Source organism: Pseudomonas sp. NFPP25, from assembly GCF_900116505.1.
Taxonomy (GTDB): domain Bacteria; phylum Pseudomonadota; class Gammaproteobacteria; order Pseudomonadales; family Pseudomonadaceae; genus Aquipseudomonas; species Aquipseudomonas protegens.
Genome location: NZ_FPBG01000008.1, coordinates 292,842 through 317,554, shown reverse-complemented (window position 1 = coordinate 317,554; position 24,713 = coordinate 292,842). Strand labels below are relative to the sequence as shown.

Here is a 24,713-nt window from a genome sequence, read left to right as displayed (position 1 = left end):
GAATGGTCCGATGGCCGGCAAGACGCTCTACGACAAGCTCTGGGATTCGCATTTGGTCAAGCAGCGCGACGATGGTTCGGCGCTGATCTATATCGATCGTCACATCATCCACGAAGTGACCTCGCCGCAAGCCTTCGAAGGCCTGCGTCTGGCCGGGCGCAAGCCATGGCGCATCGATGCCAACATCGCCACCCCGGACCACAACGTACCGACCACGCCGGAGCGCAAGGGCGGGATAGAAGCGATCGCCGACCAGGTTTCCCGCCTCCAGGTGCAGACCCTTGACGACAACTGCGATGAATACGGCATTGTCGAATTCAAGATGAACGACGTGCGCCAGGGCATCGTCCACGTGATCGGCCCGGAGCAGGGCGCCACCTTGCCGGGCATGACCGTGGTCTGTGGTGACTCCCACACCTCGACCCACGGTGCTTTCGGCGCCCTGGCCCATGGCATCGGCACCTCCGAGGTAGAGCACGTCCTTGCCACCCAGTGCCTGGTGGCCAAGAAAATGAAGAACATGCTGGTGCGCGTGGAAGGCACCTTGCCTTTCGGCGTGACCGCCAAGGACATCGTCCTGGCCGTGATCGGCAAGATCGGCACCGCCGGCGGTAACGGCCATGCCATCGAGTTCGCCGGTAGCGCGATTCGCGAGCTGTCCGTCGAAGGCCGCATGACCATCTGCAACATGTCCATCGAAGCCGGTGCCCGTGTCGGCCTGGTGGCGGCGGACGAAAAGACCGTGGCATACGTCAAGGGACGTCCGTTCGCCCCCAAAGGCGCCGAATGGGACTTGGCCGTCGAGGCCTGGAAGGACCTGGTGTCCGATGCCGACGCCAAGTTCGATACCGTGGTCGAGCTCGATGCCGCACAGATCAAGCCGCAGGTCAGCTGGGGTACGTCCCCGGAAATGGTCCTGGCGGTGGATCAGAACGTACCGGACCCGGCCAAGGAAATGGATCTGGTCAAGCGCGATTCCATCGTCCGCGCCTTGAAGTACATGGGCTTGAGCGCCAACCAGGCGATCACCGACATTCAGTTGGACCGCGTCTTCATCGGCTCCTGCACCAACTCGCGGATCGAAGACTTGCGCGCCGCCGCGGTCATCGCCAAGGGCCGCAAAGTGGCTTCCACCATCAAGCAGGCGATCGTGGTGCCGGGCTCGGGCCTGGTCAAGGCGCAGGCCGAATCGGAAGGCCTGGACAAGATCTTCCTCGAAGCCGGTTTCGAATGGCGTGAGCCGGGCTGCTCGATGTGCCTGGCGATGAACCCGGACCGCCTGGAGTCCGGCGAGCATTGCGCCTCGACCTCGAACCGCAACTTCGAAGGGCGCCAGGGTGCCGGTGGGCGTACCCACCTGGTCAGCCCGGCCATGGCCGCCGCCGCCGCTGTCAGCGGTCGTTTCGTCGACGTCCGTGAATTGATCTAAGGAGCGCAGCATGAAAGCTTTCACTCAGCACAATGGTTTGGTCGCGCCTCTGGATCGTGCCAACGTCGACACCGACCAGATCATTCCCAAGCAGTTTCTCAAGTCGATCAAGCGCACTGGCTTTGGCCCCAACCTGTTCGACGAATGGCGCTACCTGGACGTGGGCCAGCCCTACCAGGACAACTCCAAGCGCCCGTTGAACAAGGATTTCGTGCTCAACGCCGAGCGTTACCAGGGTGCCAGCGTGTTGCTGGCCCGGGAAAACTTCGGTTGCGGCTCCAGCCGCGAGCACGCGCCGTGGGCCCTGGAGGAGTACGGTTTTCGCAGCATCATCGCGCCCAGCTACGCCGACATCTTCTTCAACAACAGCTTCAAGAACGGCTTGTTGCCGATCATCCTGAGCGACGCCGAAGTCGACGAGCTGTTCCAGCAGGTCGAGGCTACTCCGGGCTACCAATTGCGCATCGACCTCCAAGCGCAGACCGTGACCCGCCCCGACGGCAAGGTGCTGAAGTTCGAGATCGATGCCTTCCGCAAGCATTGCCTGCTCAACGGTCTGGACGACATCGGCCTGACCCTGCAGGACGGCGACGCCATCGCCGCCTTCGAGGCCAAGCATCGCGCCAGCCAGCCCTGGCTGTTCCGCGACGCCTGATTGCCTGATCGACGGCAAGCCGACCCCTACGGATGGCGTTGTAGGAGCTGGCTTGCCAGCGAACGCCGTTTCCCTTGCCCAAAAGGATCGCCCCATGACCAGCAACGCCCACAGCCAGGTAGTACAGAAGCAATTTGGCGAGCAGGCTTCGGCCTACCTGAGCAGCACCGTGCACGCTCAGGGTGCCGAATTCGCCTTGCTGCAGGCCGAGGTGGCAGGCAAGGGCACAGCCCGGCTCCTGGACCTGGGCTGCGGTGCCGGCCACGTCAGCTTTCATGTCGCGCCGCAGGTCAGGGAAGTGGTGGCCTACGACCTCTCCCAGCAGATGCTGGATGTGGTGGCAGGGGCGGCGCAGGAGCGCGGGCTGGGGAACATCCGCACCGTACTGGGCGCCGCCGAGCGCCTGCCGTTCGCCGATGGCGAGTTCGACTTCGTCTTCAGCCGTTACTCGGCCCACCATTGGAGCGACCTGGGCCTGGCCCTGCGGGAAGTGCGCCGGGTCCTGAAGCCGGGCGGCTTGGCGGCGTTCATCGATGTCTTGTCGCCGGGCAGTCCGCTGCTGGACACTTACCTGCAAAGCGTCGAAGTGCTGCGCGATACCAGCCATGTGCGCGATTATTCGGCGGGTGAATGGCTGCGCCAGGTCAGCGAGGCCGGCCTGCACACCCGCAGTACCAGCCGCCAGCGCCTGCGCCTGGAGTACAGCTCCTGGGTCGAGCGCATGCGCACTCCCGAGCCGTTGCGGGTGGCGATCCGCCAGTTGCAGCAGGCAATGGGTAACGAAGTGCGTGAATATTTTGAGATTGCGGCCGACGGTTCGTTCAGTACAGATGTACTGGTGCTGTGGGCCGAGCGATAGACTTTTTCCGGGCACGCCTGCGGGCGTGCCGACAGAGCAAACGAGGAACGCATGAGCAAGCAGATTCTGATTCTCCCCGGTGACGGTATTGGCCCGGAAATCATGGCCGAGGCGGTCAAGGTCCTGGAATTGGCCAACGACAAGTACAGCCTGGGCTTCGAGCTGAGCCACGACGTGATCGGCGGTGCGGCCATCGACAAGCACGGTGTGCCCCTGGCCGATGAGACCCTGGATCGTGCCCGGGCCGCCGATGCGGTGCTGCTGGGCGCCGTGGGCGGCCCGAAGTGGGACAAGATCGAGCGTGACATCCGCCCTGAGCGCGGCCTGCTGAAGATTCGTGCGCAACTGGGCCTGTTCGGCAACCTGCGCCCGGCGATCCTCTACCCGCAATTGGCCGATGCTTCGAGCCTGAAACCGGAAATCGTCTCCGGCCTGGACATCCTCATCGTTCGGGAGCTGACCGGTGGCATCTACTTCGGCGCGCCACGGGGCACCCGCGAACTGGAAAACGGCGAACGCCAGTCCTACGACACCCTGCCGTACAGCGAGAGTGAAATCCGCCGTATTGCCCGGGTCGGCTTCGACATGGCCCGCGTGCGCGGCAAGAAGCTGTGCTCGGTGGACAAGGCCAACGTCCTGGCGTCCAGCCAACTGTGGCGTGAAGTGGTCGAGCAAGTGGCCAAGGACTACCCGGATGTCGAGTTGAGCCACATGTACGTGGACAACGCCGCCATGCAACTGGTGCGTGCGCCGAAGCAGTTCGATGTGATCGTCACCGACAACATGTTCGGCGATATTCTTTCCGACGAAGCCTCGATGCTCACCGGTTCCATCGGCATGCTGCCGTCGGCGTCCCTGGACGCCAACAACAAGGGCATGTACGAGCCATGCCACGGTTCGGCGCCGGACATCGCCGGGCAGGGCATTGCCAACCCGCTGGCGACCATCCTCTCGGTGTCGATGATGTTGCGCTACAGCTTTAACCTGACCGAGGCCGCGGACGCCATCGAGCAGGCCGTGAGCCGGGTCCTGGACCAGGGTTTGCGCACCGGCGACATCTGGTCGGCCGGTTGCACCAAAGTCGGTACGCAGGAAATGGGCGATGCAGTAGTCGCCGCGCTGCGGAATCTGTAATCTTTCGGGCCCACTGCACAGACAGTGGCCCACTTTTGTATAGGTGTAGTTGCGATGAAACGTGTAGGTCTGATCGGTTGGCGCGGTATGGTCGGTTCCGTGCTCATGCAGCGGATGCTTGAAGAGCAGGACTTCGATCTTATTGAACCGGTGTTTTTCACCACTTCCAATGTCGGTGGCCAGGGGCCGTCGGTGGGCAAGGACATTGCTCCGCTGAAGGACGCCTACAACATTGAAGAGTTGAAAACCCTCGACGTGATTCTGACCTGCCAGGGTGGCGACTACACCAGCGAAGTCTTCCCCAAGCTGCGTGAAGCCGGCTGGCAGGGTTACTGGATTGACGCCGCTTCCAGCCTGCGCATGGAAGATGATGCGGTGATCATCCTTGACCCGGTGAACCGCAAGGTCATCGACCAGCAACTGGATGCCGGGACCAAGAACTACATCGGTGGCAACTGCACCGTCAGCCTGATGCTGATGGGCCTGGGCGGCCTGTTCGAAGCCGGTCTGGTGGAGTGGATGAGCGCCATGACCTACCAGGCAGCCTCCGGCGCCGGCGCGCAGAACATGCGTGAGCTGATCAAGCAAATGGGCGCGACCCACGCGGCCGTCGCTGATGACCTGGCCAACCCGGCCAGCGCCATCCTCGACATCGACCGCAAAGTGGCCGAAGCCATGCGCAGCGATGCCTATCCGACCGAGAACTTCGGCGTGCCGCTGGCCGGTAGCCTGATCCCGTGGATCGACAAGGAACTGCCCAACGGCCAGAGCCGTGAAGAGTGGAAGGCCCAGGCCGAGACCAACAAGATCCTCGGTCGCTTCAAGAGCCCGATCCCGGTGGATGGTATCTGCGTGCGCATCGGCGCCATGCGCTGCCACAGCCAGGCGCTGACCATCAAGCTCAACAAGGATGTGCCAATCGCCGATATCGAAGGGCTGATCAGCCAGCACAACCCTTGGGTCAAGCTGGTGCCGAACCAGCGTGATATCAGCATGCAGGAGCTGAGCCCGACCAAGGTCACCGGCACCCTGAACATTCCGGTGGGCCGCCTGCGCAAGCTGAACATGGGCTCGCAGTTCCTGGGCGCCTTCACTGTCGGCGACCAGTTGCTGTGGGGGGCGGCCGAGCCGCTGCGCCGCATGCTGCGGATCCTGCTGGAGCGTTGATTCTCTGAGCGCTTGAAATAGCCCGCCCCTTGCACAAGGCGCGGGCTTTTTCATGCCCACCGCAGGAGTGGGCTTGCCCGCCAAGAGTGCTTCGTTCCAGCCACAGCTCCCCCCGCGAATTGCCTCGCCACCCCGTGCCGGGTAAAGTGCCGCTCCCCCCGTTTCGCCTGAGGTAGCACCATGACTCCTTCCCTTGATATTGCCGTGATCGGTGCCACCGGTACTGTCGGCGAAACCCTGGTGCAGATTCTGGAAGAACGTGACTTCCCCGTTGCCAACCTGCACCTGCTGGCCAGTAGCGAGTCGGCCGGTCATTCGGTGCCGTTCCGCGGCAAGAACGTGCGGGTGCGTGAAGTCGACGAGTTCGATTTCAGCAAGGTCCAGCTGGCATTCTTCGCGGCCGGCCCGGCGGTGACCCTGAGTTTTGCCCCGCGTGCCACGGCGGCCAACTGCGCGGTGATCGATCTTTCCGGTGCCTTGTCTTCGGCCCAGGCGCCCAATGTCGTTCCCGAAGCCAATGCCCAGGTGCTGGCCGGCTTGAAAAAACCATTGCAACTGAGCAGCCCGAGCGCTTCGGCTACCGCCCTGGCCGTGGCGCTGGCGCCGTTGCAAGGCTTGCTGGACATCCAGCGGGTCAACCTGACCGCCAGCCTGGCGATCTCCAGCCAGGGCCGTGAGGCCGTCAGCGAGCTGGCCCGGCAGACGGCCGAACTGTTGAATGTACGCCCCATGGAGCCACGCTTTTTTGATCGACAAGTGGCCTTCAACCTGCTGGCCCAGGTCGGCACTCCAGACGTCCAGGGCCATACCCTGCTGGAAAAGCGCCTGGTCCGGGAGTTGCGCGAGGTGCTGGGGCAGCCTTTATTAAAGATTTCTGTCACTTGCATTCAAGCGCCGGTATTTTTTGGCGATAGCTATAGCGTGACTCTGCAGTCAGGCAGCGCCGTTGACCTAGCGGCAGTCAATGCAGCACTGGAAGCGGCCCCCGGCCTGGAGCTGGTGGAGGCGGGCGACTATCCGACTGCCGTGGGTGACGCCGTGGGCCAGGATGTTGTCTATGTGGGGCGGGTTCGTTCCGGGGTCGACGACCCGACGGAACTGAATCTGTGGCTGACCTCGGATAACGTACGCAAAGGTGCGGCCTTGAACGCTGTGCAGCTGGCTGAATTGTTGATAAAAGACCTGCTGTAAAAGATACTTGGCAACAATTTGCAGAATGAATCTAGCTGGGCGCTATGCTTGGCAAGTTGCTGGAGGTGAGTGGCCGTCAGGTGCTCCCGGGGCATGCAAGAAATAATCGCGCGTCGTGGTCGTTGATGGTCCCGCGCAATGCCTGTTGGCAGCCGCTACAAAACCTTCTCGCTGGCCGAGGAATGTTCAAACAAAGGATGAGGCTATGGTTCAAGTTCGCAAACTGGTGTTAGCAATAGCGGCCGCCTCGGCGCTGTCCTCCGGTATGGCGCAGGCGCTTGGGCTTGGGGAGCTGACCCTGAAGTCGAGTCTGAACCAGCCTCTGGTAGCAGAAATCGAATTGCTCGATGTCAAGGACCTCACTGCCGCCGAGGTAGTGCCCAGCCTTGCGCCGGCAGAAGAGTTCGCCAAGGCCGGCGTTGATCGCCAGGCCTTTCTCAACGACCTGCGTTTCACCCCGATTCTCAATCCCGGCGGCAAGAGCGTGCTGCGGGTGACCTCGAGCCAGCCGCTGTCGGAGCCGATGGTCAAGTTCCTGGTGCAGGTGATGTGGCCCAACGGCCGCCTGCTGCGCGACTACAGTGTGCTGCTGGACCCATCGAAATTCTCCCCGCAGGCCGCCGCCGCTGCCCAGAGCGCGCCAGTAGGCGCCCCGGCGGTGAGTGCCCCGGTCACCCGCGCCAACAAGTCCGGCAAGCCGGAGCAGTACACCACCTCGGCCCGTGACACCTTGTGGGAAATCGCCGCCAAGAACCGCAACGGTGCCTCTATCCAGCAGACCATGCTGGCGATCCAGGCGCTGAACCCGGATGCCTTTATCGATGGCAACATCAATCGGCTGAAGACCGGCAAGGTGCTGCGCCTGCCCGATGTGGTGCAGAGCACCGCGCTGCCGCAGCCCAAGGCAATTGCTGAAGTGGCGGCGCAGAATGCTGCCTGGCGCCAGGGCCGCCGCGCCGGTGCCCGTGGCCAGCAGCAGGTGGACGCGACTCGTCGCGCCGGTGCCGACAAGACGCCCAAGCAGGTCAACACCAAGGACAACCTGAGCCTGGTGTCCGCTGAAAACGGCAAGACCCGGGGCAAGGGCGCAGCCGGCGATGCCAAGGCGCTGAACAACAAGCTGGCGGTGACTCAGGAAAGCCTCGACGCAACCCGTCGTGACAACGCCGAGCTCAAGGAGCGCATGGCGGACCTGCAAAGCCAGCTGGACAAGCTGCAGCGCCTGATCGAATTGAAGAACAACCAGTTGGCCAAGATGCAGGCCGAGGGCGCAGGTACTGCGGTACCTAGTGCCCAGCCAGCTCCGGCAATGCCAGCTGAGTTGGTGGCCAAGCCCGAAACGCCAGCCCCAGTGGTGGCGCCAGCGGCCCCGGCCAGCGAGCCGGCTGCCAAGCCTGCTGAGGATGCCGTTCCCGCCAAGAGCGACGAGGATAAATACTCCGATCTGCTGACCAACCCGATCCTGCTGGGGCTGGTGGGTGGTGGTGCGGTATTGGCCTTGTTGCTGCTGTTGCTGTTGCTGGCTCGTCGCCGCAAGGCTCAGCAGGAAGCGGAGAAGCACTTGCGCATGGCGCGGGCACTGTCGGAGGAGAGCGATTTCACCGAGGAAATGGACCTGCCGGAAAGCAGCTTCGAAGGCCTTGAGGTTCCAGCCCCAAGCGTTAATCTCGCTCCAGCTCCAGCTCCAGCTCCAGCTCCAGCTCCAGCTCCAGCTCCAGCTCCAGCTCCAGCTCCAGCGCCGGTGGTGGCGCCCGCTCCGGTAGCCCCGGTCGAGCGCGCCACCGATGTGCTGGGCCAGGCTCAGAATCACATCGATGCCGGCCGCCTGAACCAGGCCGCGGCGATTCTCGAAGAAGCGGTCAAGTTGGAGCCGCAACGCAGTGATCTGCGTCTGAAGCTGATGGAGGTCTACGCGCATCAGGGGGACCGCAGCGCCTTTGTCGCCCAGGAGCGGCAGTTGGTGGCCAATGGCGATAACCACGCTCAGGTCGAGCAACTGAAAAGTCGCTTCCCGGCAATGGTCGCGGTAGCGGCGGCAGCTGGCCTGGCCACTGCGGCCGTGGCAGCCGAACTGGATGCCGAGTACGTCAAGGAGCTGCTGCAGGACGAACCGCCAGCGCCTGAGCCGGCTGCTCCGGTAGAAGGCCTGGATGCGGATTTTGACCTGAGCCTGGATGACCTGGAGGCGGCTTCACCGGCAGTGCTCACCCCTGAACCTGAAACCGAGCTGGAAGACTTCCCGCTGGATGACGACCTGAGCTTTGGCTCGGTGCTCGAGCAGCAGCTTGCTCCCGAGGAAAACCTGGACGACCTGGGTGATTTCGATCTGGACCTGGGGGCTGATCTACCGGCGGCGAAGCCGAGCGATGAAGATTTCCTGCTGAGCCTGGATGACGACCTCAAGGACCTGCCGGCAGGCGACGTGCCTACCGTCACTGACCCGGCCCTGGATGACCTGGACCTGTCGGCGGACTTCGATCTGTCCCTGGCCGATGAGCTGGATGCTGGCGCGGACTCCAAGGACGCCTTCACTTCCGAGCTGGATGATGTCAACGCTGAACTGGATCGTCTGAGCCAGAGCCTTGATCAGCCGGAGCCGGCGATCCCCAGCTTCACTGCCGAGGATGCCGCTGCAGCGCCTGATGAGGCGGACTTCGACTTCCTCTCCGGCAGCGACGAGGTGGCCACCAAGCTCGATCTGGCCCAGGCCTATATCGATATGGGGGATAACGACGGTGCGCGGGACATCCTCGGTGAGGTGCTGAGCGAAGGTAACGAAGGGCAGAAGAGCGAAGCCCAGGAGATGTTGGGGCGACTGGCCTGAAGCAACCTGATGCTTGAACAGAACGGCAGCCGATGAGGCTGCCGTTTTTGTTGGTGGCGCTGCGGTGGCGGTGAGGCTCAGGCCAGCAGGTCTTCGTAAAAGGCACCGAAGGGCCGGGTAGGGTGGGAGATCTGGATTTCCAGGATCCACAGACCCACTTGCGGGCAGGCGGCGAAATCTCCCAGGTCCCCAGCGCGGTAGATGGCGTGGGGAAAGTCGCTGACCCGATGGCCCTTGATATCCAGATTGAGTACCCAGCCCATGGCTCGGGCCTGTTCCTGTGCATAGCGATAGAGTTCAGGGCCAGCCATCTGGTGGCTCTGCCAGTGGTCGTGGACCTGGTCGAACAGGCTTTTCGCCGCGGCGGCACAGGCATGCATTTCAGCGTCGTCGCCGACCACGAACGTCGCCCCGCAATCACCTTCATGGCGATCCCAGACCACGCCCAGGTCGATGAAGAACAGATCGTTTTCCTGGAGTAGCGGATCGCCATCGGAGCGTTGCTTGAAGGTTTTCAGGGTATTGGCTCCAAAGCGGATCAGCAGCGGATGCCAGATTCGCTCCATACCCATCTCCCGCAGGACTTGCAGGCCCATTTCCCTGGCTGCGGATTCCTGCATGCCCGGCTTGACCTGCCGGGCGATCTGCCCGATGGCCTCCCAGGTCATGCGCTTGGCATGGAGCATGCCCTCCAGGCTGTAGGCCAGGCCTACGGCTTCTTTGCTGGTTGCGATCATTCATCGGTTCTCGATCAGGGGGCTTTGTTGTTTTCGATATATAAAAAACTATATAGCGTTTGCCTGGGGGCGGATGCAATCGCCCTGTGGGCGGCTGTATGGCTGATCAATCTGCAAACAAAGCCCGACAGCCCGTGGCGTCTATTGTCTGCGGCCCTATAATGAGCGCCTTTGCGCATATCAGCAGGCTGTAAGTTCTTGGCAAATATAGATAACCCGGCCGCCGAAATGGCAGCCGAAGGCTTTTCCCGAATCGCCCTGGGTGTGGAATACAAGGGCTCGCGCTACCGCGGCTGGCAGCGTCAGGCCTCCGGTGTGCCCAGTGTCCAGGAAACCCTGGAGAAGGCCCTGTCCCGGGTCGCGGATTCTCCGGTGGTGGTGTCCTGTGCCGGACGCACCGATGCCGGGGTGCATGCCTGCGGGCAGGTGGTGCATTTCGATACTCAGGCCGTGCGTTCGATGAAGGCCTGGGTGATGGGGGCCAATATCAATTTGCCCCACGACATCAGCGTCAGCTGGGCCAAGGAGATGCCCGCGCATTTTCACGCACGGTTCAAGGCGATCGCCCGGCGTTACCGTTATGTGATCTACAACGATCAGATCCGTCCAGCCCATCTCAACGAAGAAATCACCTGGAACCACCGGCCGCTGGATATCGAGCGCATGGCCCAGGCTGCCGCGTTCCTGGTGGGCACCCATGATTTCAGCGCGTTCCGGGCCGGGCAGTGCCAGGCAAAGTCGCCGATCAAGGAGATCCATCACCTTCGGGTCACCCGGCACGGCAAGATGATCGTCCTGGATATTCGTGCCAGCGCCTTCCTGCATCACATGGTGCGCAACATCGCCGGGGTGCTGATGACCATCGGTGCCGGCGAGCGGCCGGTGGAGTGGGCGCGAGAAGTGCTGGAAAGCCGGATCCGGCGTACCGGCGGCGTCACCGCCCATCCTTTTGGTCTGTACCTGGTGCAGGTCGAATACAAGGACGAGTTCCAGTTGCCCGAGCGATACATCGGGCCACATTTCCTCAGCGGATTCTCGGAACTTGACGGCTGACGCCCGGAAAAGCATTTGCTACCATCCGGGACTTTCCGGATTTGCCCCCGAGGTTCATGACATGCCAGCTGTTCGCAGCAAGATCTGCGGGATTACCCGCATAGAAGATGCGTTGGCAGCAGTGGCGGCGGGGGCCGATGCCATCGGCCTGGTGTTCTATGCCAAGAGCCCGCGGGCGGTGAATGTGCAGCAGGCGCGGGCAATCATCGCCGCCTTGCCACCGTTCGTGACCAGCGTCGGCCTCTTCGTCAATGCCAGTCGTTGCGAGCTGGGGGAGATCCTCGACGCTGTACCGCTGGACTTGCTGCAGTTTCATGGCGATGAGTCGGCGGCTGATTGCGAGGGCTATCACCGGCCCTATATCAAGGCGTTGCGGGTCAAGGCCGGGGATGACATCGCGGCGGCCTGCCTGGCCTATCCGCGGGCCAGCGGGATTCTGCTGGATACCTATGTCGAAGGCGTGCCGGGTGGAACCGGCGAGGCGTTCGACTGGTCCCTGGTTCCTCAGGGGCTGAGCAAGCCGATCATTCTTGCCGGTGGCCTCACGCCAGATAACGTGGCGGCAGCCATCGCCCGGGTGCGCCCGTATGCGGTGGATGTCAGCGGCGGGGTGGAGCAGGGCAAGGGCATCAAGGACCCGGCAAAGATTCAGGCATTTATGCAGGCAGTGCGTCGCAGCAACGAGTCGATGTGACGGCTGGCAGTCTGCCGCCGTCCATAACACCACTGTACAAAACAGGCAGGCGTCGCCTTCAGGCGGGGTCGGAATCGAGTGGCAACCGCTCTGGAGCGGGTTGTCGGGATGGCTGAGGAAAGGTTCGTTGCAGGCAGGTCGAGCCCGGTGCTGACCGCGGCAGCGAACTGATCATCGCCGCACACATGAATTTAGCTCAAGGGCATACACGGGGCTGCGAACCAGAGCGTTCGGGCCGCCGGTACTGGAGAAAGAAAGCATGAGCAACTGGTTAGTAGACAAACTGATCCCTTCGATCATGCGTTCCGAGGTGAAGAAAAGCTCGGTGCCTGAAGGTCTTTGGCACAAGTGCCCATCCTGCGAGGCGGTGCTCTATCGTCCGGAGCTGGAAAAGACCCTGGATGTTTGCCCCAAGTGCAACCACCACATGCGCATCGGTGCGCGTGCCCGTATCGATATCTTCCTCGACGCCGAAGGTCGTGCCGAACTGGGCGCTGACCTGGAGCCAGTGGACCGTCTGAAGTTCCGCGACGGCAAGAAGTACAAGGACCGCCTGACCGCTGCGCAGAAGCAGACCGGCGAGAAAGATGCGCTGATCTCCATGAGTGGCACCCTGCTGGGCATGCCGGTGGTGGTCTCGGCTTTCGAATTTTCCTTCATGGGGGGCTCCATGGGCGCCATCGTCGGCGAGCGTTTCGTGCGCGCCGCCAACTACGCCCTGGAAAATCGCTGCCCGATGATCTGCTTCTCCGCCTCCGGTGGTGCGCGGATGCAGGAAGCCCTGATCTCTCTGATGCAGATGGCCAAGACCTCCGCGGTACTGGCGCGCCTGCGTGAAGAAGGCATCCCGTTCATCTCCGTGTTGACCGACCCGGTCTACGGCGGCGTTTCCGCCAGCCTGGCGATGCTGGGCGACGTGATTGTCGCCGAGCCAAAAGCCCTGGTGGGCTTCGCCGGTCCTCGAGTGATCGAGCAGACCGTGCGGGAAAAACTGCCTGAAGGTTTCCAGCGCAGTGAGTTCCTGCTGGAGCATGGTGCGATCGACATGATCATCTCCCGTCAGGAACTGCGTCCGCGCCTGGGCAACCTGCTGGCCCAGCTGATGGGCCTGCCGACGCCGGAATTCGTCGCGGCGCCGGTCGAGCCGATCGTGGTGCCGCCGGCTCCAGCAAACCTATGACCCAACGTACCCTGGGCGAATGGCTCGCCTACCTCGAGCAGTTGCACCCCTCGGCCATCGACATGGGGCTGGCGCGCTCGCAGCAGGTAGCGTCCCAGATGGGGCTGGGCAAGCCGGCGCCCCGGGTGGTCACGGTCACCGGTACCAATGGCAAGGGCTCTACCTGCGCCTTTGTCGCTTCCCTGCTGCGGGCCCAGGGCCTGCAGGTGGGGGTCTACAGTTCGCCGCACCTGCTGCGCTATAACGAGCGGGTGCAGATCAATGGCGTCGAGGCCACTGACGAGCAGTTGTGCGAAGCCTTTGCTGCGGTAGAGGCGGGGCGCGGCGAAGTCACCCTGACTTACTTCGAGATGGGCACTCTGGCAGCGTTCTGGCTGTTTCAGCAGGCGGCGCTGGATGCCGTGGTCCTGGAGGTGGGGTTGGGTGGCCGCCTGGATACGGTCAATCTGGTGGATGCCGACCTGGCGCTGGTGACCAGTATTGGTGTCGATCACATCGAATACCTGGGCGATTCCCGCGAATCCGTGGCCTTCGAGAAGGCCGGGATCTTTCGTCCTGGCGCTCCGGCGCTATGTGGCGACCTGGATCCGCCGCAACCCTTGCTGGACAAGGCGCGGGAGCTGGGCTGCCCGTTTTTCCTGCGGGGGCGGGACTTTGATCTTGGGGTCACTGACCAGCATTGGCAGTGGCGTGGCCTGGATGCCCAGGGCAAGCCGGTCGAGCTGCAAGACCTGCCATTGCTGGATCTGCCTATGGAAAATGCCGCTCTGGCGTTGCAGGCCTATCTGCTCACCGGTTTGCCATGGCAGCCGGAGCGGATCAGCGCAGCCTTGCGCCAGACCCGGGTTACCGGGCGTCTGGATCGCCGGCAGGTCGACTGGCAGGGCAAGCGCCTGAACCTGCTGCTGGACGTCGGTCACAACCCCCATGCCGCCCAGTACCTGGCTGAGCGCCTGGCGCGCCGGCCTGTGCCGGGCAAGCGTCTGGCGGTGTTCGGGCTGCTGGCGGACAAGGATCTGGAGGGCGTGATTGGCTGCCTGAAAGGGGCGGTCCGGCACTGGGCGGTAGCGCCTCTGGACACGCCGCGGGCGCGCCCGGTGGAGGATTTGCAGCAGGCTCTGGAGAACCTTGGTGCTTCGGTAGCGTCCTATTCCAGTGTGGCTGCCGCGCTGGAAGCGCAATGCGCGCAAGCCACTGCAGATGACGAAATTCTGCTGTTCGGTTCTTTTTATTGTGTTGCCGAGGCGCTTGAGTGGCTCGCCCGGCGCTCCACGGAGGAAGCTGCACATGGCAATGCTGGATAACGTCTACAAGCAGCGAATGGTCGGAGCACTGGTGTTGGTGGCCTTGGCGGTGATCTTTCTGCCAATGCTGTTCTCGCGCGAGGATGAGCAGCGTCATGTGACGGTGGATGTGCCGTCGGCGCCGCAAGCCGCGGCCATGCCGCAGGTCCAGGTCGAGCCGGTAGTTGTGCCAGAGCCTCAGGTACTGCCCGAGGGCTCTGTGCCAGCCGACGAGCACGAGCCTGTGGTGCAGCAAGCGCCATCGACCCCGATCGCACCGGCCCCGGTGGTGGCTCCTGCTCCGACCGTGGCCAGCAAGCCTGCGCCTGTGGCCAAGCCTGCGCCAACACCGGTTCCGCCGCAGCCCGTGGCCAGTGCCAAGCCCGATACCAGCCAGAGCCGGGTCGATGCCAATGGCTTGTCCGTCAGTTGGTCGGTGCAACTGGCCAGTCTGTCGAGCCGTGAAAGCGCGGAAAACCTGCAGAAAACCCTGCGTAGCCAGGGTTATAACGCCTATATCCGTTCCGCCGAAGGCAAGAACCGGGTGTTTGTCGGGCCGCTGATCGAGCGCGCTGAAGCTGATCGCCTGCGTGACCTGCTGGGGCGTCAGCATAATCTCAAGGGTTTCGTGGTGCGCTTCCAGCCAGAGCGTGGCTAAGGCTATCCGCTTGATTTTAAAAGCACAGTGAATCGCAGCTTACCGACAGCCAAGCGCTCTGTTAAAATGCGCCGCCTTATCCGTCTGTAGGCTGCACTGTGCCATTTACCTGGGTTGACTGGGCGATCGTTGCAATAATCGCCATCTCCGCTTTGATCAGCTTGAGCCGCGGTTTCGTCAAAGAAGCCTTGTCGTTGCTTACCTGGATCATCGCAGGAGTTGTTGCCTGGATGTTTGGTGGCTCACTGTCCGAGTACCTCGGCGGTTATATCGAAACTCCCTCGGCTCGCGTGATCGCGGGCTGCGCAATCATGTTTGTCGCCACCTTGCTGGTGGGGGCAATGGTCAACTATCTCATCGGCGAGTTGATTCGCGTCACCGGCCTCTCCGGGACCGATCGATTCCTCGGCATGGCTTTCGGCGCTGCGCGTGGCGCGCTGCTGGTGGTCGTGGCGATCGGGCTCCTGAGCCTGGGGCCGGTACAGCAGGATTCCTGGTGGCAACAGTCGCGACTGGTGCCACAATTTCTATTGGTTGCAGACTGGTCCAAGAACCTCATATTGGGGTGGAGCAGTCAGTGGCTGGCCAGCGGTATCAGCGTACCCGCTGAAATACCGTTCAAGGAGCACCTCTTACCGGCCAAAACGCCTCAGTAAGATGGGTTCAGTTCAGTTTCATTAAGTAGGGGTTGCGTCGCATGTGTGGCATCGTCGGTATCGTCGGTAAGTCGAACGTCAATCAGGCGCTGTATGACGCGCTAACCGTCCTCCAGCACCGCGGCCAGGACGCTGCCGGTATCGTGACCAGCCATGATGGCCGGTTATTCCTGCGCAAGGACAACGGCCTGGTGCGTGATGTGTTCCAGCAGCGGCACATGCAGCGCCTGGTAGGCCACATGGGCATCGGCCATGTCCGCTATCCAACCGCGGGCAGCTCGACCTCGGCCGAGGCTCAGCCGTTCTACGTCAACTCGCCTTACGGCATCACCCTGGCGCACAACGGCAACCTGACCAATGTGGAGCAGTTGGCCAAGGAGATCTACGAGTCCGACCTGCGCCACGTCAACACCAACTCCGACTCTGAAGTGCTGCTCAACGTGTTCGCCCACGAGCTGGCCCAGCGCGGCAAGTTGCAGCCTACCGAGGAAGACGTGTTTGCCGCCGTCACCGACGTGCACAACCGTTGCGTGGGTGGCTACGCGGTGGTGGCCATGATCACCGGCTACGGCATTGTCGGTTTCCGTGACCCCCACGGTATCCGTCCGATCGTCTTCGGCCAGCGTCATACCGACGAAGGCGTGGAATACATGATCGCCTCGGAAAGCGTTTCCCTGGATGTGCTGGGTTTCACCCTGATTCGCGACCTGGCTCCGGGCGAAGCGGTCTACATCACTGAAGAGGGCAAGCTCTACACCCGCCAGTGCGCCACCAACCCGCAACTCACGCCGTGCATCTTCGAGCACGTATATCTGGCCCGCCCGGATTCGATCATTGATGGCGTCTCGGTGTACAAGGCGCGCCTGCGCATGGGTGAGAAGCTGGCAGAGAAGATCCTGCGCGAGCGCCCTGAGCACGATATCGACGTGGTGATCCCGATTCCGGATACCAGCCGCACTGCGGCGCTGGAGCTGGCGAACCATCTAGGGGTCAAGTTCCGCGAAGGTTTCGTCAAGAACCGCTACATCGGCCGTACCTTCATCATGCCGGGCCAGGCGGCGCGGAAGAAATCCGTACGCCAGAAGCTCAATGCGATCGAACTGGAATTTCGCGGCAAGAACGTGATGCTGGTGGACGACTCCATCGTCCGTGGCACCACCTGCAAGCAGATTATCCAGATGGCCCGTGAAGCGGGCGCGAAGAACGTCTACTTCTGCTCGGCTGCACCGGCCGTGCGTTACCCGAACGTGTATGGCATCGACATGCCGAGCGCCCACGAGTTGATCGCCCACAATCGTTCGACCCAGGACGTGGCAGACCTGATCGGCGCCGACTGGCTGATCTACCAGGACTTGCCGGACCTGATCGAGGCGGTCGGTGGTGGCAAGATCAAGATCGAGAACTTCGACTGCGCGGTGTTCGACGGCAAGTACGTTACCGGCGATGTCGACGAGGCCTACCTGAACAAGATCGAGAACGCTCGTAACGATGCGTCCAAGGCCAAGACCCAGGCGGTCAGCGCCATCATCGATCTGTACAACAACTGATCCGAGCATTTTAAGAAGACATTAGGAGTAGGCGGCATGAGTCAGGATTGGGATGCCGGTCGGCTGGACAGCGACCTTGAAGGCGTAGCGTTCGATACCCTGGCGGTGCGCGCCGGCCAACACCGCTCGCCGGAAGGCGAGCACGGTGACCCGATGTTCTTTACCTCCAGCTATGTGTTCCGCACGGCCGCCGATGCGGCGGCGCGGTTTGCTGGCGAAGTGCCGGGCAACGTCTATTCGCGCTACACCAACCCCACCGTGCGTTCCTTCGAAGAGCGCATCGCGGCGCTGGAAGGGGCTGAGCAGGCTGTGGCGACCGCCACTGGCATGGCGGCCATTCTCTCGGTGGTCATGAGCCTGTGCAGCGCCGGCGATCATGTGCTGGTGTCGCGCAGCGTGTTCGGCTCCACCATCAGCCTGTTCGAGAAGTACTTCAAGCGCTTTGGTGTTGAAGTCGATTACGTGCCCCTGGCGGACCTGTCCGGCTGGGATGCGGCGATCAAGAGCAATACCAGGCTGCTGTTCGTCGAGTCGCCCTCCAATCCGCTGGCCGAGCTGGTGGATATCGCCGCGTTGGCGGAGGTGGCCCATGCCAAGGGCGCAATGCTGGTGGTGGATAACTGTTTCTGCACTCCGGCCTTGCAGCAGCCGTTGAAGCTGGGGGCGGACGTGGTGGTGCATTCGGCGACCAAGTTCATCGACGGCCAGGGTCGTTGCATGGGCGGCGTGGTGGCCGGGCGCAGCGAGCAGATGAAAGAAGTGGTGGGTTTCCTGCGTACCGCGGGGCCGACCCTGAGCCCGTTCAATGCCTGGATCTTCCTCAAGGGCCTGGAAACCCTCAACCTGCGGATGCGTGCTCATTGTGCCAATGCCCTGGCCCTGGCTGAGTGGCTGGAGCAGCAGGATGGCGTCGAGAAGGTGCACTACGCAGGCCTTGCCAGCCATCCGCAGCACGAACTGGCCAAGCGTCAGCAGCGTGGTTTTGGCGCGGTGGTGAGTTTTGAGGTCAAGGGCGGCAAAGAGGGCGCCTGGCGCTTTATCGATGCCACGCGACTGATCTCCATTACCGCCAACCTCGGCGACAGCAAAACCACCATCACCCATCCGAGCACCACGTCCCACGGGCGCCTGGCGCCCCAGGAGCGTGAAGCGGCAGGCATTCGCGACAGCCTGATCCGCATCGCGGTGGGGCTGGAGGACGTGGTCGACCTGCAAGCCGACCTGGCTCGCGGCCTGGCAGCCTTGTGATCGAGTTGTCCACGCCCCAGGGCGGCGGCAATGGGCGTGTCGCGCTGGTGACCGGCGCGGCCCGGGGTATCGGCCTGGGTATCGCTGCCTGGCTGATCAGCGAAGGCTGGCAGGTGGTGTTGACCGACCTCGATCGTGAGCGCGGCTCCAGGGTGGCCAAGGTGCTGGGTGAAAGTGCCTGGTTCATCACCATGGACGTGGCCGATGAAGTGCAAGTGGCCCAGGGGGTGGCTGAGGTGCTGGGGCAGTTCGGGCGCCTTGACGCCCTGGTCTGCAATGCCGCTGTAGCCGACCCGCACAACATCACCCTGGAAAGCCTGGATCTGGCCTACTGGAATCGGGTCATCGCGGTGAACCTGGGCGGGCCGATGCTGCTGGCCAAGCACTGTGCGCCGTATTTGCGCGCCCATGGCGGCGCCATCGTCAATCTGGCTTCTACCCGCGCCAGGCAATCGGAGCCTGACAGCGAAGCCTACGCGGCGAGCAAGGGGGGGCTGCTGGCCTTGACTCATGCCCTGGCGATCAGCCTGGGGCCGGAGATTCGGGTCAATGCGGTAAGCCCCGGCTGGATCGATGCCCGGGATCCTGCGGCGCGTCGCGCAGAGCCATTATCCGATGCCGATCATGCCCAGCATCCGGCAGGCAGGGTAGGGACGGTGGAAGATGTGGCCTCCATGGTGGCCTGGCTGCTGTCCCGCAATTCGGGCTTTGTCACCGGCCAGGAATTCGTGGTGGACGGTGGCATGACCAAGAAAATGATTTATCAGGAATAAGGGTGGTAGCGAGTTTGTGGCTGTAAGCCCAAGAGGAGCGCCTCTGGCTCTTGGTGCGAAGTTTCTGCTTGCTGCTGTTTTTGAAAAAAACTTCAAGCCTGCTATTGACTTAGCTTCGTTACCTGCGTAAATTTCGCGGCCTCAGCGAAGCAAAGGGTGATTAGCTCAGCCGGGAGAGCGTCTGCCTTACAAGCAGAATGTCGGCGGTTCGATCCCGTCATCACCCACCATTCCCTGAGTCTCTTTCGCAAGAAAGAGGGAAGCTTCCAAGGAAGCCTCCAACCGACGCGCAGCGGTAGTTCAGTCGGTTAGAATACCGGCCTGTCACGCCGGGGGTCGCGGGTTCGAGTCCCGTCCGCTGCGCCATATTTTCCAAGTCAGGTTCGCCTGGCTTGAGATTGAAGAAGCCTCGAAGCTCTTCGGTCAGTTGATTTAAACGGTTCACATGGACGCAAGTCCAAGCGATACGCAGCGGTAGTTCAGTCGGTTAGAATACCGGCCTGTCACGCCGGGGGTCGCGGGTTCGAGTCCCGTCCGCTGCGCCATATCAGCCTCAAGGAACACTGAACGCCTTGGAGCAACGAAACAAGCCAACAGCTTGCTTCGCATCGATAGCAAAGACCCTGGTCGCAAGACCGGGGTTTTTTGTTTTCGGGATTCGTTCTTTGGCAGCGTCTTTTACTTGCTGCTGAGCGAACACAAAAAAACCGCCTTCTCGGCGGTTTTTTTGTGCTTGTAAGGAGGTCCGGCTTTCAGAAACCGAGCTTGTCCCGAAGGCTGTAGTACCAAGCGCCCAGGGCGGTGAATGGCGTGCGCAGCAACTGGCCGCCGGGGAAGGGGTAGTGAGGCAGGTCGGCAAAGGCGTCAAAGCGCTCAGCCTGGCCGCGCAGGGCCTCCGCCAGGACTTTCCCGGCCAGGTGGGTGTAGGTCACGCCGTGACCGCTGCAGCCCTGGGAGTAGTAGATATTGTCCCCCAGGCGCCCAACCTGGGGCAGACGCGACAGCGTCAGCAGGAAGTTGCCGGTCCAGGCGTAATCGATCTTCACGTTCTGCAGTTGCGGGAAGGCCTTGAGCATTTTCGGTCGGATGATGGCCTCGATGTTCGCCGGGTCGCGGGCGCCATACACCACGCCGCCACCGAAAATCAGGCGCTTGTCGCCGGAGAGGCGGTAGTAGTCCAGCAGGTAGTTGCAGTCTTCGACGCAGTAATCCTGGGGCAACAGTCTGGCTGCCAGCTCATCGCTCAGGGGCTCGGTGGTGATGACCTGGGTTCCGCAAGGCATGGACTTGGCTGCCAGCTCCGGAACCAGATTGCCCAGGTAGGCATTGCCGGCAACGATGATGAATTTGGCGCGGACCTTTCCTTGGGGCGTGTGGACCACCGGATTGGCGCCGCGCTCGATGCGGATTGCCGGGGACTGTTCATAGAGGGTGCCGCCCAGCGACTCCACGGCAGCCGCTTCACCCAGTGCCAGGTTCAGTGGATGGATGTGGCCGCCGCTCATGTCGAGCATGCCGCCCTTGTATTGATCGCAGGCCACGATTTCGCGGATGCGCCGCTCATCCAGCAATTCCAGCTGGGTGTGGCCGTAGCGCTCCCACAGGCGCTTCTGCGACTCCAGATGACCCATCTGCTTGCTGGTCAGCGCTGCGAATACACCGCCGTCCTTCAGATCGCACTGGATCTGGTATTTGGCCACCCGTTCACGAATGATCCGGCCACCCTCAAAGGCCATCTGCCCCAGCAGTTGTGCCTGCTTGGGGCCGACGCTGCGTTCGATCACGTCGATATCGCGGCTGTAGCTGTTGACGATCTGCCCGCCATTGCGCCCTGAAGCGCCAAAGCCGACCTTGGCGGCCTCCAGTACGGTCACACGAAAGCCGTTTTCCAGGAGGAACAGGGCGCTGGACAGGCCGGTATAACCCGCACCGATCACGCAGACATCGGTTTCAATCTCGCCTTGGAGCATCGGACGTTCCGGAGCCGCATTGGCCGATGCCGCGTAATAGGACTGTGGGTAGGGAATGTTCGCCATCCTGCGACCTCATGTGTTTAATATATTTTACGAGTGCGCCGATGCTACCTGAGTTGCAAATGAGCTGCCAGACAGAAGAAAAAACTTCTTCATCCCGCGAAAATTAAAAAATTCGCATATTCATAGGCTTAGCTGCAAAAAAAGGTGTTGACACCCCTTTGGAATTCCGTAGAATGCCGCCTCACAGCAGGCACGTAGCTCAGTTGGTTAGAGCACCACCTTGACATGGTGGGGGTCGTTGGTTCGAGTCCAATCGCGCCTACCAAACAAAATCCGCTCTGCTGGGCGGTCTAGAAGGGGTTCACCGAAAGGTGAGCCCCTTTTTTGTTTCTGGCCATTTTGATGGCTTTGCACAATCCGCCAAGAAGCCCACTGGCATTGCAGCGCTCGCTGCGATCTTGGCCAGTGATCAGTCGGGGCGGATGTGCTCCTGCCAATGTTCAAACAGCGCCTCGACATTGGCACTGGTCATCAGTGGCATCACTGCTTTCAACTGCTCGCCGCTCCAGTTCCACCACTGCATTTCCACAAGCATCTCGATACGCCGATCATCGAAGCGCTTGCGAATCGTCTTGGCGGGGTTACCGCCGATGATTGCGTAGGGTTCCACGTCCCGTGTCACCAGGGCTCGAGTGCCTATCACGGCGCCATCGCCGATCCTGATGCCCGGCATGACAATGGCTTCGGAACCGATCCAGACGTCATTGCCTATCACCGTGTCGCCTGCGGCTTGATATCCATTCTGCGCGCCCGCGAAGGCCGGTTCCTCGGGCATCCAGTAGAGCGGAAAGGTGCTGATCCACTCGCTTCTATGCCCCTGGTTGCCGGCCATGATGAATGCGGCTCCCGAGCCGATTGAGCAGAAAGAGCCGATTATCAGCTTGTCCGCACCTTCCTCGTGGGGCAGGTAGCGCGCGCACTCATCGAAACTATGGCCGTGGTAGTAGCCTGAGTAGTAGCTGAAACGACCTACTCGAATATTCGGGTGGGTGACTTGCCGATCAAGCGTGATGCCCTTGAAGGGGCTTTCGAAGTAGTTGTTCATCGGGACTCTGCTCCATGTCTTCAGCGTCCTCTGCATTTGCCGCATCGGTCACCGGTTCAAGATCTTTTACGTATTGCCCTCTGTAGCCACCAACCTGGTTCGGGGAGCCGTCGTGACGATCGGCTTCCCGTACCAGGGCGGGTCAGTCCAGAGGGGTGAAGGCGCTGCCGCTGAAGGTGCGCACGGCATTGCCCCGTTCAACCCGGTGATGGGCGCCACGACGCTGCAAGCGCAGTTCCTGTACGGATTGCTCTTGCCGATCGGCAAGTCGTTGCTGGATCAGTAGACGAGCCAGGCGCTTGTTATCGTGCTGGCTGCGTTCGGACTGCACCTTGACGCTGATGCCGGTCGCTACATGGGTGGCACGTACCGCGGAGTCGGTCTTGTTCACGTGCTGCCCGCCGGGGCCGGAAGCGCGCATGGCCTCGAAGCGGATCTCGCCGCCCTCGGCTTCTTCCAGGGCGCAGAATGGCTGGCCGGCGAAATACCAGTTCTTGCGTCGATGTGCGGGCCGCAGAGGGCTTTTGCAGATCCACAGCAGGGTGCCTGTCCAGCGTCGAGCCAGGTTTGCGGCGTGCTCGCCATCCAGGCTGACCAGCACCGAGCGATGGGCGTCGCGAGCCTGGCTGGCAACCTGCTCGATGATGCCGAGGCGCACGTTCTGCGCTTCGGCTTCGTGATGCAGGCGGCGTAATGCGTGGGTTACTGCCAATTCGCATTCGGCAGGCCCTTGGGCGGAGGACAGCTGTAGCAACATCATCATCAGCAGCACCCCCGGCGTTTGTAGGTCAGTACCGGTTTGAGTCGGGCGATGATCTTCACCAGGCCGGCGTCGCGCAGGCTGCCCACCACGCTGTCGATGCTCTTGTAGGCTTCGGGAGCCTCTTCGTACATCAGGCCGCGGTCCTCGCAGATCACTCGGCTGCCCAGCTGGGTGCGCTTGAGTTGATCGAAGCTGAAGCGCGTTGCCAGCCGGCCCTTGCAGTCGCTGCGCAGCCACTTGCGCCCGGCGCCGTGCGCCAGGGAGTAGAGGCTGAACGATTGGGGGAGCGGTTGCACCAGGTAGCTGTAGTCGCCACGAGAGCCGGGAATCACCACCGGACCCTGGTCCGATGGCGTGGCGCCCTTGCGATGCAGCCAGCCCGATACGCCGTCGACCTGCGCCGCAGACACCAGGTTGTGATTGATATCCAGCAGCGGCTGGCCCTTGGCCCGCAGATTGTGCAGCAGGCGCTCGGCGATCAGCCGTCGATTGGCCTCGGCAAAGCGCAAGGCCTGGTCGTGCTGCTCCAGGTACTGGGCGCCGGCGGTGCTGGTCATCAACAGGCCGTTGTGGCCGTGTTGGTCGACGTGGCTGCGCAAAATGGCCTCTCCCAGCCCTCGGGAGCCGCTGTGCACCAGCAGCAGCAAGGCTTTCGGGTCCAGTGCCAGTGCTTGCAGGGTGTCGGCGTCATGGACCTGATCGAGTTGTTGCAGTTCGGCGAAGTGGTTGCCGCCGCCGATGGTACCCAGGGAGTGCTCATGACCGCTGACGGGCAATGCCAGTTGCGCGCGTTGTTCATCCCACTGCTCATCCAGGGGCAGGTCGATATTGCCGATTTTCTTTTCCAGCTTGTCGAGGTTGAGGCGAGTGCTGGAGAGGTCGGTTTGCCACAGCGCCATGCCGCAGCCGATGTCGTTGCCCACCAGCGCCGGGTAGGCCACTTCGGTGGAAAAAAATGCCGCGCCCACCGGATAGCCCCGGCCTGGATGCAGGTCGGGCATGCCGACGACCTGGCGCATGCCGGGCAGTTGTGCGGTGGTGTGCAGTTGCTGGAGCGCTTTGTCTTCGATCCAGGTGGTGTCGGAGGCGATCAGAGAGACGCCGTTCGACAAATGACGGATGCAAGTGTCCATGTCCAATTCCTGATTGGAAAAAAATATTCAGGTAGTGGCAGGACGAAGCGGGGGTTAAGCGAAGGCGCTAGCGGGTAGCGGTTGCAGCGTTTAAACCAGGCACGTCCTGCAAGGGGTGATCAGCTGTTGCATGGTGGATCTCCTTGGCAAAAGTGTGGAAAGGGCGCGCAGGTTAATCTTTTGCCCGGGGGCTGGCAATGGTGTGGGCAAACAAAGTGCACCTTCTGCGGCCGCTACGGTCGTAAAACCATCACCTTGTTGAATGAGGATGGTTATGCAGACCTTTGGTGAGCGCTTGAAAGAACAGCGCAAGGCGTTGGGGCTCTCCCAGCAGGAATTCGGTGCCATTGGCGGTGTTGAAGCCAACGCCCAGGGCCGTTACGAGAGCGGTGAGCGGGTGCCCAAATCGGATTACCTGATGGCCATCGGGCGCCACGGCGTTGACCTGCTTTATGTGTTGACCGGCGAGCGCTCGCGCTTGTCCGAGGGCAGCCTGAGCCTGGATGAAAGCACCATTATTCAGAACTACCGCCACCTCGGAGATGAGGACCAGGAGGCGATCGCCCAGCTGGCGTCCTCCCTGGCGGAGTGCTGAGTGGGCGCGGGGGAGTTTTTCTGCTGTTCGCGCGCCTTTTTAACGCGGCCTGA

At 62.1% G+C, this 24,713-nt stretch carries 22 protein-coding genes and 4 tRNA genes; 21 read left to right on the top strand and 5 right to left on the bottom strand.

What is annotated here, in order from left to right; translation table 11 throughout:
• Positions 1 to 10: 10 nt before the first annotated feature.
• From leuC to BM382_RS28865, 7 genes are all read left to right on the top strand, one after another.
• Positions 11 to 1,429, top strand: coding sequence for a 3-isopropylmalate dehydratase large subunit (gene leuC, locus BM382_RS28895; protein ID WP_015634895.1), 1,419 nt, complete (start codon positions 11 to 13; stop codon positions 1,427 to 1,429).
• A gap of 10 nt (positions 1,430 to 1,439) precedes the next feature.
• Positions 1,440 to 2,084, top strand: a complete 645-nt coding sequence (gene leuD, locus BM382_RS28890; RefSeq protein WP_011060376.1) for a 3-isopropylmalate dehydratase small subunit — start codon at positions 1,440 to 1,442, stop codon at positions 2,082 to 2,084.
• Between the two features lie 94 nt (positions 2,085 to 2,178).
• Positions 2,179 to 2,943, top strand: coding sequence for a class I SAM-dependent methyltransferase (locus tag BM382_RS28885; protein ID WP_011060377.1), 765 nt, complete (start codon positions 2,179 to 2,181; stop codon positions 2,941 to 2,943).
• 51 nt (positions 2,944 to 2,994) lie between these two features.
• Complete coding sequence (gene leuB, locus BM382_RS28880; RefSeq protein WP_011060378.1) at positions 2,995 to 4,077, top strand: 3-isopropylmalate dehydrogenase; 1,083 nt, start codon at positions 2,995 to 2,997, stop codon at positions 4,075 to 4,077.
• A 54-nt stretch (positions 4,078 to 4,131) separates the two neighbouring features.
• Positions 4,132 to 5,244, top strand: coding sequence for an aspartate-semialdehyde dehydrogenase (asd, locus tag BM382_RS28875; RefSeq protein WP_072444844.1), 1,113 nt, complete (start codon positions 4,132 to 4,134; stop codon positions 5,242 to 5,244).
• A gap of 180 nt (positions 5,245 to 5,424) precedes the next feature.
• Positions 5,425 to 6,435: an aspartate-semialdehyde dehydrogenase gene (locus BM382_RS28870; protein WP_072444842.1), complete on the top strand. Its 1,011-nt coding sequence runs from the start codon at positions 5,425 to 5,427 to the stop codon at positions 6,433 to 6,435.
• A gap of 205 nt (positions 6,436 to 6,640) precedes the next feature.
• Complete coding sequence (locus BM382_RS28865) at positions 6,641 to 9,259, top strand: FimV/HubP family polar landmark protein (RefSeq protein WP_072444841.1); 2,619 nt, start codon at positions 6,641 to 6,643, stop codon at positions 9,257 to 9,259.
• A 77-nt stretch (positions 9,260 to 9,336) separates the two neighbouring features.
• Here BM382_RS28865 and BM382_RS28860 read toward each other — a convergent pair whose 3' ends face one another.
• Positions 9,337 to 9,996, bottom strand: coding sequence for a M24 family metallopeptidase (locus BM382_RS28860; RefSeq protein WP_072444839.1), 660 nt, complete (start codon positions 9,994 to 9,996; stop codon positions 9,337 to 9,339).
• 228 nt (positions 9,997 to 10,224) lie between these two features.
• Here BM382_RS28860 and truA point away from each other — a divergent pair, with 228 nt between their 5' ends.
• The 12 genes from truA to BM382_RS28800 all read left to right on the top strand — a co-directional run bounded on the left by truA (position 10,225) and on the right by BM382_RS28800 (position 19,633).
• Positions 10,225 to 11,049: a tRNA pseudouridine(38-40) synthase TruA gene (truA, locus tag BM382_RS28855; protein WP_011060382.1), complete on the top strand. Its 825-nt coding sequence runs from the start codon at positions 10,225 to 10,227 to the stop codon at positions 11,047 to 11,049.
• A gap of 61 nt (positions 11,050 to 11,110) precedes the next feature.
• On the top strand, positions 11,111 to 11,743 hold the full coding sequence (locus BM382_RS28850; RefSeq protein ID WP_011060383.1) for a phosphoribosylanthranilate isomerase: 633 nt from the start codon (positions 11,111 to 11,113) through the stop codon (positions 11,741 to 11,743).
• Positions 11,744 to 12,002: 259 nt separating this feature from the next.
• Entirely contained in the window at positions 12,003 to 12,923 is a 921-nt protein-coding gene (gene accD / locus BM382_RS28845) for an acetyl-CoA carboxylase, carboxyltransferase subunit beta (protein WP_019094939.1), read from the top strand.
• Positions 12,920 to 14,227, top strand: a complete 1,308-nt coding sequence (gene folC / locus BM382_RS28840; RefSeq protein WP_011060385.1) for a bifunctional tetrahydrofolate synthase/dihydrofolate synthase — start codon at positions 12,920 to 12,922, stop codon at positions 14,225 to 14,227. Before accD ends, folC begins: the two co-directional genes overlap by 4 nt.
• Positions 14,211 to 14,864, top strand: coding sequence for an SPOR domain-containing protein (locus BM382_RS28835; protein WP_011060386.1), 654 nt, complete (start codon positions 14,211 to 14,213; stop codon positions 14,862 to 14,864). The genes folC and BM382_RS28835 overlap by 17 nt, the downstream gene beginning before the upstream one ends.
• 98 nt (positions 14,865 to 14,962) lie before the next feature.
• A complete protein-coding gene (locus BM382_RS28830; RefSeq protein WP_019094938.1) occupies positions 14,963 to 15,520 on the top strand; it encodes a CvpA family protein in 558 nt (185 codons plus the stop codon).
• Between the two features lie 41 nt (positions 15,521 to 15,561).
• A complete protein-coding gene (gene purF / locus BM382_RS28825) occupies positions 15,562 to 17,067 on the top strand; it encodes an amidophosphoribosyltransferase (protein WP_011060388.1) in 1,506 nt (501 codons plus the stop codon).
• 36 nt (positions 17,068 to 17,103) lie between these two features.
• On the top strand, positions 17,104 to 18,315 hold the full coding sequence (locus tag BM382_RS28820) for an O-succinylhomoserine sulfhydrylase (RefSeq protein WP_072444838.1): 1,212 nt from the start codon (positions 17,104 to 17,106) through the stop codon (positions 18,313 to 18,315).
• A complete protein-coding gene (locus tag BM382_RS28815; protein WP_072444834.1) occupies positions 18,312 to 19,088 on the top strand; it encodes an SDR family oxidoreductase in 777 nt (258 codons plus the stop codon). Before BM382_RS28820 ends, BM382_RS28815 begins: the two co-directional genes overlap by 4 nt.
• 154 nt (positions 19,089 to 19,242) lie before the next feature.
• Positions 19,243 to 19,318: transfer RNA gene (locus tag BM382_RS28810), tRNA-Val, on the top strand.
• A gap of 59 nt (positions 19,319 to 19,377) precedes the next feature.
• Positions 19,378 to 19,454, top strand: a tRNA-Asp gene (locus tag BM382_RS28805).
• 102 nt (positions 19,455 to 19,556) lie between these two features.
• Positions 19,557 to 19,633, top strand: a tRNA-Asp gene (locus BM382_RS28800).
• A gap of 207 nt (positions 19,634 to 19,840) precedes the next feature.
• Here the strand turns inward: BM382_RS28800 and BM382_RS28795 are convergent.
• Complete coding sequence (locus BM382_RS28795; protein ID WP_072444832.1) at positions 19,841 to 21,124, bottom strand: NAD(P)/FAD-dependent oxidoreductase; 1,284 nt, start codon at positions 21,122 to 21,124, stop codon at positions 19,841 to 19,843.
• A 188-nt stretch (positions 21,125 to 21,312) separates the two neighbouring features.
• Between BM382_RS28795 and BM382_RS28790 the strand changes: the two genes are divergently transcribed.
• A tRNA-Val gene (locus BM382_RS28790) sits at positions 21,313 to 21,389 on the top strand.
• A 144-nt stretch (positions 21,390 to 21,533) separates the two neighbouring features.
• Here the strand turns inward: BM382_RS28790 and catB are convergent.
• The 3 genes from catB to BM382_RS28775 form a co-directional block, all read right to left on the bottom strand.
• Positions 21,534 to 22,169, bottom strand: a complete 636-nt coding sequence (gene catB / locus BM382_RS28785) for a type B chloramphenicol O-acetyltransferase (RefSeq protein WP_072444856.1) — start codon at positions 22,167 to 22,169, stop codon at positions 21,534 to 21,536.
• 142 nt (positions 22,170 to 22,311) lie between these two features.
• The gene (gene prfH, locus BM382_RS28780) at positions 22,312 to 22,932 is read right to left on the bottom strand and encodes a peptide chain release factor H (RefSeq protein ID WP_239690432.1); all 621 of its coding nucleotides are present in this window, start codon (positions 22,930 to 22,932) and stop codon (positions 22,312 to 22,314) included.
• Positions 22,932 to 24,065, bottom strand: a complete 1,134-nt coding sequence (locus BM382_RS28775; protein WP_072444830.1) for an RNA ligase RtcB family protein — start codon at positions 24,063 to 24,065, stop codon at positions 22,932 to 22,934. The genes prfH and BM382_RS28775 overlap by 1 nt, the downstream gene beginning before the upstream one ends.
• Before the next feature lie 274 nt (positions 24,066 to 24,339).
• Here BM382_RS28775 and BM382_RS28770 point away from each other — a divergent pair, with 274 nt between their 5' ends.
• Positions 24,340 to 24,660 (top strand): helix-turn-helix domain-containing protein, encoded by a 321-nt coding sequence (locus BM382_RS28770; protein ID WP_011060395.1) that lies wholly within the window; start codon positions 24,340 to 24,342, stop codon positions 24,658 to 24,660.
• The last annotated feature ends 53 nt before the right edge of the window (positions 24,661 to 24,713 follow it).

What these genes read in the sequence shown, in the direction of transcription:
- leuC (WP_015634895.1), top strand. Translation starts at nt 11, where the DNA reads ATGGCCGGCAAGACGCTCTACGACAAGCTCTGGGATTCGCATTTGGTC.
- leuD (WP_011060376.1), top strand. Translation starts at nt 1,440, where the DNA reads ATGAAAGCTTTCACTCAGCACAATGGTTTGGTCGCGCCTCTGGATCGT.
- BM382_RS28885 (WP_011060377.1), top strand. Translation starts at nt 2,179, where the DNA reads ATGACCAGCAACGCCCACAGCCAGGTAGTACAGAAGCAATTTGGCGAG.
- leuB (WP_011060378.1), top strand. Translation starts at nt 2,995, where the DNA reads ATGAGCAAGCAGATTCTGATTCTCCCCGGTGACGGTATTGGCCCGGAA.
- asd (WP_072444844.1), top strand. Translation starts at nt 4,132, where the DNA reads ATGAAACGTGTAGGTCTGATCGGTTGGCGCGGTATGGTCGGTTCCGTG.
- BM382_RS28870 (WP_072444842.1), top strand. Translation starts at nt 5,425, where the DNA reads ATGACTCCTTCCCTTGATATTGCCGTGATCGGTGCCACCGGTACTGTC.
- BM382_RS28865 (WP_072444841.1), top strand. Translation starts at nt 6,641, where the DNA reads ATGGTTCAAGTTCGCAAACTGGTGTTAGCAATAGCGGCCGCCTCGGCG.
- BM382_RS28860 (WP_072444839.1), bottom strand. Translation starts at nt 9,996, where the DNA reads ATGATCGCAACCAGCAAAGAAGCCGTAGGCCTGGCCTACAGCCTGGAG.
- truA (WP_011060382.1), top strand. Translation starts at nt 10,225, where the DNA reads ATGGCAGCCGAAGGCTTTTCCCGAATCGCCCTGGGTGTGGAATACAAG.
- BM382_RS28850 (WP_011060383.1), top strand. Translation starts at nt 11,111, where the DNA reads ATGCCAGCTGTTCGCAGCAAGATCTGCGGGATTACCCGCATAGAAGAT.
- accD (WP_019094939.1), top strand. Translation starts at nt 12,003, where the DNA reads ATGAGCAACTGGTTAGTAGACAAACTGATCCCTTCGATCATGCGTTCC.
- folC (WP_011060385.1), top strand. Translation starts at nt 12,920, where the DNA reads ATGACCCAACGTACCCTGGGCGAATGGCTCGCCTACCTCGAGCAGTTG.
- BM382_RS28835 (WP_011060386.1), top strand. Translation starts at nt 14,211, where the DNA reads ATGGCAATGCTGGATAACGTCTACAAGCAGCGAATGGTCGGAGCACTG.
- purF (WP_011060388.1), top strand. Translation starts at nt 15,562, where the DNA reads ATGTGTGGCATCGTCGGTATCGTCGGTAAGTCGAACGTCAATCAGGCG.
- BM382_RS28820 (WP_072444838.1), top strand. Translation starts at nt 17,104, where the DNA reads ATGAGTCAGGATTGGGATGCCGGTCGGCTGGACAGCGACCTTGAAGGC.
- BM382_RS28795 (WP_072444832.1), bottom strand. Translation starts at nt 21,124, where the DNA reads ATGGCGAACATTCCCTACCCACAGTCCTATTACGCGGCATCGGCCAAT.
- catB (WP_072444856.1), bottom strand. Translation starts at nt 22,169, where the DNA reads ATGAACAACTACTTCGAAAGCCCCTTCAAGGGCATCACGCTTGATCGG.
- prfH (WP_239690432.1), bottom strand. Translation starts at nt 22,932, where the DNA reads ATGATGATGTTGCTACAGCTGTCCTCCGCCCAAGGGCCTGCCGAATGC.
- BM382_RS28775 (WP_072444830.1), bottom strand. Translation starts at nt 24,065, where the DNA reads ATGGACACTTGCATCCGTCATTTGTCGAACGGCGTCTCTCTGATCGCC.
- BM382_RS28770 (WP_011060395.1), top strand. Translation starts at nt 24,340, where the DNA reads ATGCAGACCTTTGGTGAGCGCTTGAAAGAACAGCGCAAGGCGTTGGGG.